Genomic DNA, 14,582 nt, shown 5'->3' with positions numbered 1-14,582 from the left:
TGACTCAGGGAACGTGACCTAACTCAATGTGAGTGAGAGTCGGCTGGGTCATAATGCTGGCCTGAAAAAAAATTACAAAGTCTTGTTTTGTGGCAATTTGCCCTAACATACCTAATATTATTATTTTGCTTAATCGGGGATTCCTCAGTTTTCGCTAGACTGTATGGAATAGAACCTACTGAACATCGGGATCGTAACCATGTTGAAAAATATCAACCCAACGCAAACACAAGCTTGGAAAGCGCTAACCGCGCATTTTGAATCTGCACAAGATATGGATCTGAAAGCACTTTTCGCACAAGATTCAGCTCGTTTTGACAAATTCTCTGCTCGTTTTGGCAGTGATATTCTCGTTGATTACTCTAAGAACCTAATCAATGAAGAAACCATGCAGCATCTTTTCGCTTTAGCTAACGAGACTGAGCTAAAGTCAGCTATTGAAGCGATGTTCAGTGGTGAGGCGATAAACAAGACAGAAGATCGCGCCGTACTTCACACCGCACTTCGCAACCGCAGCAACAAGCCAGTGATGGTTGATGGCGAAGACGTAATGCCAGCAGTAAATGCTGTGCTAGAGAAAATGAAATCGTTCACTGAGCGCGTAATTGGCGGCGAGTGGAAAGGTTACACTGGCAAAGCAATCACTGACATCGTAAACATCGGTATCGGTGGCTCTGATCTTGGTCCTTACATGGTCACTGAAGCGCTAGCACCATACAAAAACCACCTAAACCTGCACTTCGTGTCTAACGTTGATGGCACGCACATCGTTGAAACGCTGAAGAAAGTAAACCCAGAAACAACGCTATTCCTAGTGGCGTCTAAGACGTTTACCACACAAGAAACAATGACTAACGCCCATAGTGCGCGTGATTGGTTCCTAGCGTCAGCTGGCGATGAAGCACACGTTGCTAAGCACTTCGCAGCACTTTCTACTAACGCTCCTGCAGTATCAGAGTTTGGTATCGATACAGACAACATGTTTGAGTTCTGGGATTGGGTTGGCGGTCGTTACTCTCTATGGTCAGCAATCGGTCTTTCAATCGCGCTTTCTGTAGGCTACGACAACTTCATCGAGCTACTAGACGGTGCACACGAAATGGACAACCACTTCGCGTCTACTGAGCTAGAAAGCAACATCCCGGTAATCCTTGCGCTTGTTGGCCTATGGTACAACAACTTCCATGGCGCGGAATCTGAAGCTATCTTGCCTTACGACCAGTACATGCACCGCTTTGCTGCTTACTTCCAGCAAGGCAATATGGAGTCAAACGGTAAGTACGTTGACCGTGACGGCAACGCTGTGACTTACCAAACTGGCCCAATCATTTGGGGTGAGCCAGGAACTAACGGCCAGCACGCGTTCTACCAGCTGATTCACCAAGGCACTAAGCTGATCCCATGTGACTTTATTGCGCCAGCAATCAGCCACAACCCAGCAGGCGATCATCATCAGAAGCTGATGTCTAACTTCTTTGCTCAAACAGAAGCATTGGCATTCGGTAAAGATGAAGCGACAGTGAAAGCGGAATTTGCTAAAGCAGGTAAGAGTGAAGAAGAAGCGGCGACACTTGCACCATTCAAAGTATTTGAAGGTAACCGCCCGACTAACTCAATCCTAGTTAAGCAAATTACGCCACGTACATTGGGTAACCTAATCGCAATGTACGAGCACAAGATCTTCGTGCAAGGTGTGATTTGGAATATCTTCAGCTTTGACCAATGGGGTGTTGAGCTAGGTAAACAACTAGCTAACCAAATCCTACCTGAGCTTGCGGATGAGTCTGAAATCAGCTCACACGACAGTTCTACGAATGGTTTGATCAACGCATTTAAAGCGTTCAAAGCTTAAATTTCTCGGTGAGATGAAACGGTAACTGGTATAAATCCAAGGTATATCAGCGGCTTGATTCACAGATAGCCGCTGTATTCACAAGGCAGGATTTATTGGTCGCTTTGCTTCATTAATTCTCACTTAGAAAATAGATCGACAAGCGCCAACCGAAGGGTTGGCGCTTTTTTATTGGAAGATGGATCTAACGTAGCGATTGTTGTTACACAGTGGTATCGACGCTAGGCTGTGCATCGGTGCTGGCGGTAAATTTCTGTCCTAACAGGGCGACCATTTGATCGTAGTACTGCATATTGGGCTTGTTACCTAACAGCTTGCAGAGTTCATTACCCGTTGGGCTAAAACGGTAGTAAAGCAATCTTACGCCTTTACTGTGCGCTTGGAGTGAGAGCTGTTTCCCTTGGTAGAGCAAAGGTAGAGGAGAATCCAATTCGATTTCGCCTGATTCCAGTTCGGTGCCATGCATCAGCCCCAATTCAAATAACACCAGCAGACTTGAATACGGCAACTGGTAGTTTCCAACGTTAATGTTGTTGGTGGTATTGCGTTTACCAAAGCTAAAAATCCCACCTTGAGCGCGATAGCCAACCAGAAGTTTGCGGCTATTATCCCCGCCAAAACTGCAGGCCAGTGATGCTGCGCGCTGTAGGATTTGCGCTTCTTTTGGCGTCATATCTTGTAGGACTTTTAACGCCTTCATCGAGGTAGAACCAGGATTCGTTACCTCTCGTTTGAGCACCTGAGCCCACAAACGTTGCATGGCACTGTTGTGAACTTCTTGCGCCATATCGAAAAAACGATACAGCCAATCCTGATCAGGGGCTCCTGCGGTTTCGTCTTTGCAAGAAACGTGGGCGAGCTTAAGAATTTGTTCGAGATTTTTTTGGCGCAACTCTTTGCGTTTGCGTTCTCGGATGAGCGCACGCTCTAAGGTGTTTTTTTCGGGTGTTTCTGGCTGAAGGAGAGCGTCTAAACCGTAAGTCTCGGCGATGTTAAAGATACGACTCGCACTGTCTTTGATGTAGTTAGACTTTTTTTCTTGTCGATTGGATTGAGTGGGCTCGTGATCTATAACGACGGGTTGGTTGCTCTCTGACATGGGATTTCCTTAGCCATCATAATGTTATCTATAAATGTACCTCGGATAACCATGGGCTGCCACAGAAAGTGTGTGAGACGGGTGTCAAAAATAGTGCTACCACACATGCTAACAAATTGTTAAAATCTGGTTGGTAATTATTGAGAGGGTTTATGAAGTATTTCAATGAGAATAAACTGAAAAAACACCTGTCAATCGCACTATTATTATTGGTTTACCTAGCGGTGCTAGGTTATCTTTCTCAATACCTTTCTTAATATAGGCGATTAACAGGTTGCGCACTTGTTAATTTGCTTAGTAGTCGTCGTACTCTTCGATGGCTATTCCTTCAATCACATAGCCTGTTTCTGCGAGTTCATGGCTGACGGTTTCCGTTTTTAAGGTTCCTACTAAATAAATCACATCCCAAAGTTGCTGGATTGGTGCTCCTTTTGGGAATTTGACGTAGATGATTTGGTTTGGTGGCGGTGGTGGTACGTGAATACACGCCCCAAAGTAAGGAACCAATAAGAACTCTGTCACCATATTGGCGTCCCCTTCCAATGGAATCACAAAGCCTGGTATTTTGACTTTACTTCCGTTGAGCTCTTGTCTGACCGAACCCACTTTTGATTGCTCCATTGCGCCACCTGAGTGGTCGGCGGCGGGCATTCCATAACTGTCAAATTGATTGCGTTCATTCTGAGGAATGAGATCAATCCAATCCAGTGTCAAGATGTCTTCTTGGTTGGCGAAACTTGGTAAGCTGAAGCTCAGCATTGCCAATGCCAGTAATATTACTTTCTTCATTTCTCTATACTCGTATTGTCATACCGTCGCTCAGAGACTGTCGGTAAGCTCTTAACGCAGGGATAAAACCGATGACTGTGCCAGCACATTGAACCATGGCAAGCAGCACTAACTCATAGTGTGATAAGGTCATCAATGAAAGGGTGATACCGTACGTTTGTTGAATGATTGGCGCTGCAATCGCTAACAAAGCGTAAAGACCAAGCGTGCCGATAATTATCCCGATAAAGGTGAGTGCGCTTGCTTCTAAGATAAGCAGGGCAAACACATGCCTTGGTCTTGCCCCCATTGCGCGCAAGATTGCCATTTCGCGGCGTCGCTCTTGTAGGCTCGTCAGCAAGCTCGAGAGCATCCCAAGCAAACCCGCGAAAACGACAAACACTGAGACCGCCATCAGCGCTTGTTCAGCCACCGACATCATGCCCCACAACTCGTGAAGTGCGACCCCTGGCAAGATGGCACTGAGAGGCTCTTTGTTGTAGGTGTTGATTTGACGCTGGAGAGCGAAGGTTTGAATCTTTGACTTGAGACCAAGCAGCATGGCGGTAATCTGCTTAGGTTTAAAGTCCATCACTGCCAGTTGTTCTGCTGTCGGGTTATTGCCAAGGTTTGCGCCAGACTCCCAGCCGACATGAATTGCTTCAATCGCTTCCAAGGAGACGTGAACGGTTTTATCGACGGGGGTTCCTGTTGGCGCGAGAATGCCAACCACTTTAAAAGGCAAGTTGTCGTGGCGACTAAAGCCAACATCGCTTATGCCATGCGCAATGATGATCTCTGTACCAATGGTGTAACCCAGCTTTTTGGCCACATCTGCACCAATGACTGCTTCAAACAAGCGATTAAACTCGCTTCCTTCTTTGAACGCTAAATGTTGCTTCTGACCATAGCGATAGTGTTCAAAATAGCTGTGGTTGGTGCCCATCACACGGAAGCCTTTGTGAGAGTCACCAAGTGAGATAGGAATTGCCCAATCGACCGCTTTGTGTTGGCTAAATTCTTGATAGCTTTTCCAGTCAATATTATTGGTTGCATTACCAATTCGAAATACCGAGTAAAGCAACAGGTTCACTTGTCCTGAACGCCCGCCTACGATCAAATCGGTTCCCGAGATGGTATTGGCGAAGCTGCTTTTTGCTTCTGTGCGAATACGCTCGACCCCAAGCAGCAGGATCACTGAAATCGCGACGGTTAAAATGGTTAGGATTGCCGTTACCTTACGGTTGCGAGCACTTTTCCAAGCGAGGGACAGGGTAGGGCTCATACGTGGCCTCCTATTTGATTCAACTCGCGGAGATCGAGACTGCGGTCAAACAATGGCTCCAATGTCGGGTCGTGGCTGACAAACAGTAAGGTTGAGTTCGCTTGGTTCACTTGATCAAGTAGCAGCTCGATGAAGGCAGTTCGATTATCGTAGTCAAGTGAGGAGGTTGGTTCATCGGCGATGATAATTTCAGGGTTTCCGATCAAGGCGCGCGCTGCCGCGACACGTTGCTGTTGACCAATACTCAACTCAACGACGGATTTATTGCGCAGCGATTGGTCAAGGTGCAGTTTATTGAGGAGCTGCTCAGCACTGCGTTGCAAATCACCGAATACTTGCCCTTTCCGCTGCTTTGAAAATTGGCAAGGGAGGATGACGTTTTCGATGACACTTAAATAAGGAAGTAGGTTAAATTGCTGAAAAATATAACCAATATGGTCAGCTCTAAATCTATCTCTCATGCTGCCTGACAGTTGACCAAGGTCGTTATCAAGCACTTTTACACTGCCTTCAGGTGTCGTGTTGATGCCAGTAAGTAGGCTGAGTAAGGTTGATTTGCCACATCCGCTTGGACCTTTGATAAACAGATGTTCGCCCTGATTTATCGTTAAGTGGGGAATATCTAGAGTTGGAGAGTCATTTCCAGGCCAAGTGTAGCGCACATGTTCCAGCTTTATGATGGCTGGATCTTTTATTGTATCCATCATGCTTTCCAAGTATGGCGTCAGTGGCTTGACCGATGCCAAGCCACTGTAAACCTTATAGAGAGATCTCTGTACGTTTAGGTTGTAGGCGAAGCGCTTCTTGCTTGGTATCAGTCAATACGTTGACTTTTAACGCTTCTGTTGCTGGGAATTGTTTAAACCAAGCCGTGTCTATGGTTTCAAGCTTGGCGATATTGTCGCAGTGGTAATGGTATTCCACTGTGAACTCACCATGTCCCGAATGCTCGTGGTCATGATCATGATGATCATCATGCTTGTGCTCGTCGTGGTCATGATCGTGATGGTCGTCGTGCTTGTGTTCATCGTGGTCATGATCGTGATGGTCGTCGTGCTTGTGCTCATCGTGGTCATGATCGTGATGGTCGTCGTGCTTGTGTTTATCGTGGTCATGATCGTGATGGTCATCGTGCTTGTGCTCTTCGTGGTCATGATCATGATGGCCATCATGTTTGTGTTCATCATGGTCGTGATGAGCACTCTCTTTACCCAATGTATGAGTCACGGCAACATGTTCAACGTGACAGCCAGCCGCTGAGCTTAATGTAAAGACGGAGTCTGCTTGATTAAGTGTTGCTACAGCATCGGCTAGGATTTTCTTCTGCTCGTCATTTTTTGGAGCATGCTCAAAACCAACTACGTCGGCACCGGGTGCAGTGATTTCCATCAGTAGCTCTTTCCCGTCTTGGGCAATGTTTAGCTCAACTTCGCCATGAACATGCGCTTCATGTTGACGAAATCCTTCTTCAGCGATCGCAACGTGGCTAACAGTAACAGCGATGAGCGCGGCAATTGGTGATAATTTGTACATTTTCAATCCTAAGTGTCATTGCGCCTATTCCAGCATTATTATGGCTCTGGATATTGGCATAGTAATAAAGATTGCTCCCTATCTGAGAGCTGAGTAACTAAACGAGGGATTGAGTCGGTGGTGAACGCGCTCGATAGACGACAATCGAAGGTGCTTTATATTGATAACTTGGCTGTCGTTCAAAGCGATCGGGAAGTGATACGTTTTCTGTTTTTAGAGCCGTACTGCTTATCGCGTGATGAACAGATGAAAACAGCTCACAATGATGCTCTTGATGATGGGAAGGGGCGAGATCGTATTGGTGCTGAATAAACGCAAAGTTCATCCACAGCAGCATGACGCCAAGGAGCGCGATAGCAGGAGATGGTAGTGAAATCTTGCGAGATGTAAGCACAACAACAGACCGAGAAAAAAAGGAACTGTTATACTATAACAATTCCTTATACAACGCTAAATCCAATTTGTGATTAGATGTTATCTTTGATGAGTCCAAGTACTTGTTGGATATCGGAATCACTTAAAGCGCCTTCTTTTACAAATAGCACTTTTCCTTGCTTGTCTTGAACGATGATCGCCGAGGACTCTTCCGCCAATTGCCATGCCTTGGCTACGTTACCTTCCTCATCTAATACCATCGACGACCATGGAAATTCTTTCTTGCTGTCTTCTGCTGATGATTTAACGAAAGAGCCGGTGCCCCAGATGGCATCATCTTGGTTAATGATGGACGTAGTTTGGTAGCTCTCAGAGGGAAACTTTGCTGCGGTAATTGCCGCCATAAGTGGGGCATTCATTTCTTTTGCGCTGCTGCGTCCTGCAATGGCTTGAATGACACGGACTTTGCCGACCAGATCTTGGCTTGTCCATGTTTGGTAGCTTGCGTCATCACCTTGAATGATAATTTCACCATGGCTATCGACATTGACTGCCGGAACGGTTTGGCCAAGTGTGATGTTGTGTGCCATCGCCAGCACTGGAGAGCATGCGATCGCGAGAGCGAGTAGAGTTTTGTTTTTCATTGTTATCTTCCTTTTGGTAAGCGCAAAAAGTATATACCGAAATTTGAAAAAGTGTTGTGCTCGGCGTTGATGGAGTGAAATGGTCCAAACTTTTGTAAAAACCGTATTAATTCACCGAAAGTGCTTTATAATGCGCCTGAGCTCTAAGGATAAGAGCTTAACTGCATAAAAGCAGTATCACGAAGGAATATTGGAGTGGTTATGCTACGTGAATTTACCCGTTATCGCCCGCATCAGGTGGCGCGATTCGTTAAGACACTGTTTAAAGGAAAGTTTGTTATCGCTGGTATTGGGGAGTTTTCGTTTGATAACGGCAAAGTGCTTCTGCCAGATGTGAATAACCCAGTCAAACTGGAAGCCTATAAACAGATCAACCAAGCCATTTTAGCGCTACCTGCATAAAAACCGCCCATTTCGATAGGCGGTTGTGTCGAGGTCTTTACTTTTCTGGTGGGAAGCAGACTCCGGTTCCTCCAAGCCCACAATAGCCGTTCGGATTTTTAGCCAGATATTGCTGGTGGTAGTTTTCTGCGTAGTAATAAGGACCTGCTGGTAGAATCTCAGTGGTAATTGGCGAATGCTGATCACCCAGTAACTCTTGGTAGCGTTGTTTTGACTGCATGGCGGTTTGATATTGCTCGTCGCTGTAAACGTAAATAGCTGAGCGGTATTGTGTGCCACGATCATTACCTTGGCGCATACCTTGAGTAGGGTCATGACGTTCCCAAAATGTCTCGAGTAACGCAGTGAGCGAGATCACTGTGGGATCAAATACAACACGTACCACCTCGGTGTGACCAGTTTGACCGCTACACACTTCTTCGTAAGTTGGATTCTTTGTGAAGCCACCAGCATAGCCAACCGAAGTATTGACCACGCCATCAAGTTGCCAAAACAAACGTTCAGCGCCCCAGAAACAGCCCATACCGAGAACAATTTTTTCGCAACCTTGCTCTGGCTCTGATGTCATACTGCTTTGATTGACGAAGTGAATGTCGTCAAGTGGCAGTGGCGTTTCGCGGCCAGGCAGTGCGTCTTGCGCGGAAATCATAGTTTGTTTGTCGAGCATCGTTATTTCCTTGTCGATTAAATTTATTAAACAGACCGACCAATTGACTGTTTTCATACAGACTTATCCATTTTCAGGCGGTATTATTCCCTAACCTGATATAGAAAGATAATTAAGCATGTTACGTAAACCTTTACCAGTTTTGATTGCGCTTCTTCTCTCTCCTACCGCATTGGCAAATGATGTGGATCTTACGATTGAGGGGTTGAAGGGATCGGTGAAAGACAATGTAGATGCTTACTTATCTTCGATCCCTGAAAAAGATTACGACACAAGTTTGCGCTTCCAAGCACGAGTAAAGCGAAACATTATCGAAGCGCTCAGCGCCGTTGGTTATTACCATCCTACCTTTACTTTTGAAGTCTCTCCTGAGGGCGATGAGCTGATCGTTATTGTCGATCGCGGGCATTCGATACGTTTGACGGAAGTCGATATCCAAATCACTGGCGAGGCAAAGGATGATCCCGATTTCATTGCGCTGATCAAAAACAGCGGTCTGAAAAAAGGGGAGCGACTAAACCACAGTTTGTATGATGGGTTGAAGTCTAAAATACGCAATTTGGCGTTGCAGAAAGGCTATTTTGAAGGTGACTACACCTTAAGTCGCCTTGAGGTCGCTCCCGGAGTACGCAAGGCGTTTGTGCGTCTCCATTTTGACAGCGGGATTCGTTACCACTTCGGGTCGAGTACGATTACCGGCAGTCAAATTGAGCTCGAGCGTGTGCAATCCCTTTCGCCTTACGAAGAAGGGGATGAATACTTAGTGTCGCAAGTCGGAGAATATAACCAGAACCTGTCTAACACCGACTGGTTTTCGTCTGTGTTCGTTGAGCCTGATCTGTCTAAGCTCGGTGAAGGAAGAGAGCTGCCAATGAAGATCTCTCTCGCGCCGCAAGCACGCAACAAACTCGAGACGGGTTTGGGGTACTCCACCGATGTGGGCGTGCGAGGATCGCTAAAGTGGAAAAAACCTTGGGTGAACGATCGTGGCCACAGCTTCGACAGCAGTATCTCTCTTTCTAAGCCAGAGCAAACCATTACCGCAGGCTATCGCATTCCGCTCGATGACGTCTTGAAAGACTACTACCGGATTCAATATGGAATGAAGAACCTCGATAATCGAGACACAAAAAGTCTGGAATCCAACTTGGCTGTGGAGCGCCACTGGATTCTTGATAATGGCTGGCATAGAACGGTATTTGTTCGCTACTTGATCGAAAACTACGAGCAAGGTTTGCAAGATGATACCGCTCAATTTGTGTTGCCTGGTATTTCCTTCTCACGTAGCCGAATTCGAGGTGGGTCGATGCCGATGTGGGGAGACAGACAAAGTTTTACTCTTGAATATGGCGATCCAAGTGTCTTTTCTGAAACCAGAGTGGCACGTTTTCAAGGTGGCATGACATGGATACGCAGCGCAGGAAAGAACCATCGTGGCTTGTTCAGAATTGATGGCGGGGCAAACGTGGCGGAAGAGTTCGAGAAACTGTCACCGTCACTTCGCTTCTTCGCGGGTGGTGACAACAACTTGCGTGGCTACGGCTTTGAATCTATCTCTCCCCGAGATGAAAGTAATGCTCTGACCGGTGCGAAATACATGGTCACCACGTCATTAGAGTATCAATATCGTGTCTATGGTGACTGGTGGGGCGCTCTGTTTTATGACTACGGTGATGCGTTCAATGAGTCACCTGAATTCAAACGAGGGACAGGTTTTGGTGTTCGCTGGGCATCACCAGTGGGACCGATTCGATTAGATTTTGCTTGGGGTCTTGATGAAGATCCAGATAAACGATTCAAAGTGCATTTTACCTTGGGGCCTGAACTATGACCAAAGTCGTATTAAAGTGGTCGAAATGGCTATCGTTTTCTCTGCTTGGGTTCGCATTGACGCTAATCTTAGCCGTGAGTTTTTTGCTCTTTACGCAACCCGGTCTAGGTGCAGCGTTATGGGCGGCAGAGAAATTTGTTCCTCAGCTTAAAGTCGCCTCTTATCAGGGAGCTCTTTTCCCACATTTTACGTTAAAGCAAGTTGCATTTAATGATCCCGATTTGGGTGTGGATACCCAGATACGTTCGGTTACGCTCGCGATTAACCCGACCTGTTTTACAGAGCCGAGCGTCTGCATTGATGAGATAGCCATTGATGGCTTGACCTTTTCCATGCCTGACAGTGCGCCATCAACCGAGCCAAAGCCGGAATCGACCGCAAATGGGAACATCTCAACCCCGGTGCCAATTCGTGTTTCTCGAATTGCATTGAATGATATAACGCTCGATGTCCTTGGTAACAAAATTGACTGGCAACGTTTCTCGACTGGCCTGTTTTTTCAAGGCAATAAGCTACGTTTAAACAAAACCCTATTAAGTGGCATTAATGTAGAACTGGCCGAGTCAGAGGATCAGCCAGTCACACCGCCGCCAACGCCCGCAGAGCCCGCAACCATTGAACTGCCTGCAGTCGTTCTGCCATTGCAGATGGATATTGTGCGTATTGATATCCATGACTTTGAACTCAAGCAGGAAACGCCCGTTATTGTCCATCATTTGGGATTGGAGGCTAAGGCATCGGCATCTCAAGTGGCGATATCAACGCTAGAGCTCGACATGCCTGAAGTCGAGGCTACCCTCGACAGTAAAATTACGTTGAATCAGGGATATCCGCTTAACTTGAATTTGCAAGCGACGGTGAAAGAAGAGACGGCAAAAGGTCAACACTTGTCATTGTCTGCAAAGGGAAGCGTCGCTGATCTTAGCTTAGATGCGTCACTGTCTGGTTTGGCGAGCGCAGATATTCAAGCCACACTGCAGCCATTGGAGCCGGATCTGCCGTTCGATGTTGCCATCGAGAAAGGTAAGGTGCAGTGGCCATTACATGGGCAAAGTGACTACTTTGTCGATCTTAAAACGTTAGAAACTCAAGGCTCATTAAAAGGCTATGATGTTAAGTTGGCGACCGTTATCCAAGGTAAAGATCTGCCCGATCTTGATCTAAGCGTTGAAGGCTCCGGTAACTTAGAGCAGATAACCTTGCGTTCCATTCTACTTAAAACGCTTGGGGGCTCCATCTCTGGGGATGTCATGGCCAATTGGCAGCAGCCAATCAACTGGGCGGCAAACCTCTCTCTCACTCATATCCAGCCTGGTTTGCAGTGGCAAGAAGCGGAAGGTGATATTAGCGGTTTAGTGTCAACAACCGGCTCTCTTACCGAAGCGGGTGGGTGGCAAGTGGCAGTGAGCCAGCTAGATATTGATGGCGTATTGCGTGACTACCCACTGAATATTGAAGGCACATTGAACGCCTCCGATATGAAAGGTAAAGGCGAGTTTAATATCGATACGCCGGGACTCGTGCTCTCTCATGGCCCCAATAATATTCATGCAAAAGGTACGCTCAATGATACTTGGCGCATGGATTTATCACTCGATCTCCCGGAGCTGGCCAAGTCGGTCCCTGACTTAAAGGGCAAAGCGATTGGCGATGTAAGATTGCGCGGACCGCTTAAAGAGCCCGATGTTTCATTGGCGTTAGATATTGATTCTGTCGATTGGCAACAGCAAGCGCAGGTGCAGCACATCACCCTGAAAGGTGAGGTCACACCATTGCCAGCTCCGAGTGGCGATCTGAGTTTGGTTGTGAAGAGTGCCAGTTATCAAGACTATGTGATTGATGATGTTGAGCTGCGTTTTAATGGTTCGCAGCAATCTCACCGTTTTACGTTAGACGTTATTTCAAATATTGCATCAACCAGTTTTGCCCTTGCTGGCACGTTAACGGACAAGCCGGATATCGCGTGGAATGGTGCGCTGGAGCGTATGCAGTTATCTAGCGAGCAAGGTGAGTGGGCATTGGAAAAGTCGACGGAGATAGGCTTTGATATGGCGACTCAACGTGTCGCGGTGGCTGCGCATTGTTGGTTGCAAGCGGATTCATCACTTTGCTTAAACGACAACATTGACGTAGGTAAAGATGGTGAAGCAAGCCTAAGCCTGAAACAGTTTGATTTCACGCAGCTTGAGGGCTTTATCCCAGAGGGGACCTCATTAGAAGGTCAAGTTAACGCTCAGGCTTGGGCGAAGTGGCGTGAAGGACAATCACCAGAGGTTAACGCGTCGGTCGAGCTTCCTAAGGGGGGCGTAACGCAAGATCTTGAAGTGCCACTGACGATCGGTTGGGAAACAATCAAGCTCAATGCCACGCTCAAACAAGATCGCTTGCAAGCTGATTGGCTGGTTGATATTACCGACAACGGTGATATTTCCGGCCAAGCGATGATTCCTAATGTCGCTGTGGATGACAAGCAACTCGATGGCAAGTTGACCTTAACGACCTTTGATTTGGATTTTCTTTCGCCGTTGCTTGGTCAATACAGCCAGTTGAAATCGAGCATCAGTACCGATCTCGCATTCACTGGGCCGCTATTGCAACCCAAGGTCGAAGGGCAATTCCTCGTAGACGATATTCTCCTCCAAGGCGAAATCTCTCCAGTTCAGATTGATTCGGGAGAGTTGAAAGTCAACTTTAACGGATATCAAGCGACTTTAACGTCGGCGCTGAATACGCCAGATGGCACATTGCAATTAACGGGTGATGCTGATTGGCTCGATCTGCAAGATTGGCGTAGTCATTTACGTGTTTTTGCGACCGAATTGAAAGTTGATGTACCGCCTATGGTCGCGATCAAGGTGGTGCCAGATATGACGATTTCTGCGTCTCCCAAATACGCCAAGATTGAAGGTGACATTGCGCTGCCTTGGGGGCGCATCGTAGTTGAAGAGCTGCCACCAAGTGCGATAGGTGTGTCTAAGGATCAAGTTATTCTTAACAATGATTTACAACCGGAAAATATCAACTCGAGTATTCCGTTTGCGGTGGAAACGGACATCAACATTTCCATTGGCGATGACTTTAAGTTATCGGCGTTTGGTCTTGAGGGTGGCTTGATAGGCAAACTTAATGTCGCGCAGCGAGATAAGGGGCCGTTTATCACCGGCGAAGTCAACATCGTTGAGGGTTCGTACCGTTCGTTTGGTCAAGACTTGATAATCGAGCAAGGTAAGATCTTGATGAATGGACCCGTCGATCAACCTTATGTTCAAATCAAGGCGATTCGCAATCCGGACAATACCCGAGATGATGTTACCGCCGGGGTCAAAGTGACGGGGCCTGCGACTGAACCGGTCGTGACGATTTTCTCTGATCCCGCGATGCCACAAGCTAATGCGTTATCTTATTTACTGCGAGGGCAGGACATTGATGGCGAATCGGGTGGCAACGCTATGACAACCACGTTAATTGGTTTGAGCCTTGCACAGAGTGGTCGTGTCGTTGGTGAGATTGGTGAAGCGTTTGGTGTACAGGATCTTCAACTTGATACAGCAGGCTCGGGTGAGGACTCTCAAGTGACGGTCAGCGGGTATGTATTACCTGGGTTACAGGTCAAATATGGTGTTGGCATCTTTGATTCTGTTGGCGAATTTACGGTACGTTATCGACTGATGAAAGATCTCTATGTTGAGGCTGTAACAGGGGTCAGTAGCGCGGTCGACTTGCTTTATCAGTTTGAGTTCGACTAGATTTGAAAGATAGCTAAGTTAGGGACAGACAATGCAACATTTATTATTTGTTTACGGTACCTTGCGCAAAGGTCAAAGCAATCAAAGCTTCTTAGATACCGCGGAGTTTCTTGGTCAACATGAAACTTTGTCAGAGTATGCATTGTATGACTTGGGGGCTTACCCAGCGGTCACGGCAGGGCACAGCTCAATCGTTGGTGAGGTATACCTTATTGATGACGACACCTTGGCTAAAATTGATGTGCTTGAAGATGTGCCGGTTGAGTACCGCCGTGAGCAAATAGACACGCCATTTGGTCGCGCTTGGATCTACCTCTATCAAGATACCAGTCAGTTGGATAGCTTGTTGGCTTCAGGGGACTGGTGCCAACGCATCTAGA

At 46.9% G+C, this 14,582-nt stretch carries 13 protein-coding genes; 5 read left to right on the top strand and 8 right to left on the bottom strand.

The window, feature by feature from the left end; translation table 11 throughout:
- Window positions 1-199 precede the first annotated feature (199 nt).
- Window positions 200-1,852: a glucose-6-phosphate isomerase gene (gene pgi / locus ACUALS_RS12615; protein WP_038216347.1), complete on the top strand. Its 1,653-nt coding sequence runs from the start codon at window positions 200-202 to the stop codon at window positions 1,850-1,852.
- 202 nt (window positions 1,853-2,054) lie between these two features.
- Here pgi and ACUALS_RS12610 read toward each other — a convergent pair whose 3' ends face one another.
- The 7 genes from ACUALS_RS12610 to ACUALS_RS12580 all read right to left on the bottom strand — a co-directional run bounded on the left by ACUALS_RS12610 (window position 2,055) and on the right by ACUALS_RS12580 (window position 7,556).
- Entirely contained in the window at window positions 2,055-2,951 is an 897-nt protein-coding gene (locus ACUALS_RS12610; RefSeq protein WP_005472681.1) for a TIGR03899 family protein, read from the bottom strand.
- 294 nt (window positions 2,952-3,245) lie between these two features.
- Window positions 3,246-3,740, bottom strand: a complete 495-nt coding sequence (locus tag ACUALS_RS12605) for a DUF3299 domain-containing protein (protein WP_038140482.1) — start codon at window positions 3,738-3,740, stop codon at window positions 3,246-3,248.
- A 4-nt stretch (window positions 3,741-3,744) separates the two neighbouring features.
- On the bottom strand, window positions 3,745-5,004 hold the full coding sequence (locus ACUALS_RS12600; RefSeq protein ID WP_454448474.1) for an ABC transporter permease: 1,260 nt from the start codon (window positions 5,002-5,004) through the stop codon (window positions 3,745-3,747).
- Entirely contained in the window at window positions 5,001-5,708 is a 708-nt protein-coding gene (locus tag ACUALS_RS12595) for an ABC transporter ATP-binding protein (RefSeq protein ID WP_454449259.1), read from the bottom strand. The genes ACUALS_RS12600 and ACUALS_RS12595 overlap by 4 nt, the downstream gene beginning before the upstream one ends.
- 55 nt (window positions 5,709-5,763) lie before the next feature.
- Window positions 5,764-6,537: a zinc uptake protein ZrgA gene (zrgA, locus tag ACUALS_RS12590; RefSeq protein ID WP_454448473.1), complete on the bottom strand. Its 774-nt coding sequence runs from the start codon at window positions 6,535-6,537 to the stop codon at window positions 5,764-5,766.
- A gap of 97 nt (window positions 6,538-6,634) precedes the next feature.
- Window positions 6,635-6,931 (bottom strand): DUF2607 family protein, encoded by a 297-nt coding sequence (locus ACUALS_RS12585; RefSeq protein WP_454448472.1) that lies wholly within the window; start codon window positions 6,929-6,931, stop codon window positions 6,635-6,637.
- A 73-nt stretch (window positions 6,932-7,004) separates the two neighbouring features.
- Window positions 7,005-7,556 (bottom strand): YtfJ family protein, encoded by a 552-nt coding sequence (locus ACUALS_RS12580; protein ID WP_331398543.1) that lies wholly within the window; start codon window positions 7,554-7,556, stop codon window positions 7,005-7,007.
- A 201-nt stretch (window positions 7,557-7,757) separates the two neighbouring features.
- On the opposite strand from ACUALS_RS12580, the gene ACUALS_RS12575 reads away from it, so the two are divergent.
- On the top strand, window positions 7,758-7,958 hold the full coding sequence (locus ACUALS_RS12575; protein WP_005472658.1) for a DUF1107 family protein: 201 nt from the start codon (window positions 7,758-7,760) through the stop codon (window positions 7,956-7,958).
- A gap of 37 nt (window positions 7,959-7,995) precedes the next feature.
- On the opposite strand, the gene msrA is transcribed toward ACUALS_RS12575, so the two are convergent.
- Entirely contained in the window at window positions 7,996-8,625 is a 630-nt protein-coding gene (gene msrA, locus ACUALS_RS12570) for a peptide-methionine (S)-S-oxide reductase MsrA (RefSeq protein WP_005472781.1), read from the bottom strand.
- Window positions 8,626-8,743: 118 nt separating this feature from the next.
- Between msrA and tamA the strand changes: the two genes are divergently transcribed.
- Genes tamA through ACUALS_RS12555 form a run of 3 tightly spaced genes read left to right on the top strand, consistent with a single transcriptional unit; the run spans window position 8,744 to window position 14,581 of the window.
- The gene (tamA, locus tag ACUALS_RS12565; protein ID WP_454448471.1) at window positions 8,744-10,456 is read left to right on the top strand and encodes an autotransporter assembly complex protein TamA; all 1,713 of its coding nucleotides are present in this window, start codon (window positions 8,744-8,746) and stop codon (window positions 10,454-10,456) included.
- The gene (gene tamB / locus ACUALS_RS12560; protein ID WP_454448470.1) at window positions 10,453-14,202 is read left to right on the top strand and encodes an autotransporter assembly complex protein TamB; all 3,750 of its coding nucleotides are present in this window, start codon (window positions 10,453-10,455) and stop codon (window positions 14,200-14,202) included. Before tamA ends, tamB begins: the two co-directional genes overlap by 4 nt.
- Before the next feature lie 31 nt (window positions 14,203-14,233).
- Window positions 14,234-14,581, top strand: coding sequence for a gamma-glutamylcyclotransferase family protein (locus ACUALS_RS12555; protein WP_454448469.1), 348 nt, complete (start codon window positions 14,234-14,236; stop codon window positions 14,579-14,581).
- Window position 14,582 lies beyond the last annotated feature (1 nt).

Source organism: Vibrio sp. NH-7 (assembly GCF_053643215.1).
Note: the sequence above shows the minus strand (reverse complement) of the source record. Positions and strands in the feature narration are given on the sequence as shown.

Excerpts from the sequence above, each read along its gene's own strand:
- msrA (WP_005472781.1), bottom strand. The coding sequence starts at position 8,625 with ATGCTCGACAAACAAACTATGATTTCCGCGCAAGACGCACTGCCTGGC.
- ACUALS_RS12600 (WP_454448474.1), bottom strand. The coding sequence starts at position 5,004 with ATGAGCCCTACCCTGTCCCTCGCTTGGAAAAGTGCTCGCAACCGTAAG.
- ACUALS_RS12605 (WP_038140482.1), bottom strand. The coding sequence starts at position 3,740 with ATGAAGAAAGTAATATTACTGGCATTGGCAATGCTGAGCTTCAGCTTA.
- ACUALS_RS12575 (WP_005472658.1), top strand. The coding sequence starts at position 7,758 with ATGCTACGTGAATTTACCCGTTATCGCCCGCATCAGGTGGCGCGATTC.
- ACUALS_RS12580 (WP_331398543.1), bottom strand. The coding sequence starts at position 7,556 with ATGAAAAACAAAACTCTACTCGCTCTCGCGATCGCATGCTCTCCAGTG.
- tamB (WP_454448470.1), top strand. The coding sequence starts at position 10,453 with ATGACCAAAGTCGTATTAAAGTGGTCGAAATGGCTATCGTTTTCTCTG.
- ACUALS_RS12555 (WP_454448469.1), top strand. The coding sequence starts at position 14,234 with ATGCAACATTTATTATTTGTTTACGGTACCTTGCGCAAAGGTCAAAGC.
- pgi (WP_038216347.1), top strand. The coding sequence starts at position 200 with ATGTTGAAAAATATCAACCCAACGCAAACACAAGCTTGGAAAGCGCTA.
- zrgA (WP_454448473.1), bottom strand. The coding sequence starts at position 6,537 with ATGTACAAATTATCACCAATTGCCGCGCTCATCGCTGTTACTGTTAGC.
- ACUALS_RS12610 (WP_005472681.1), bottom strand. The coding sequence starts at position 2,951 with ATGTCAGAGAGCAACCAACCCGTCGTTATAGATCACGAGCCCACTCAA.
- tamA (WP_454448471.1), top strand. The coding sequence starts at position 8,744 with ATGTTACGTAAACCTTTACCAGTTTTGATTGCGCTTCTTCTCTCTCCT.
- ACUALS_RS12595 (WP_454449259.1), bottom strand. The coding sequence starts at position 5,708 with ATGGATACAATAAAAGATCCAGCCATCATAAAGCTGGAACATGTGCGC.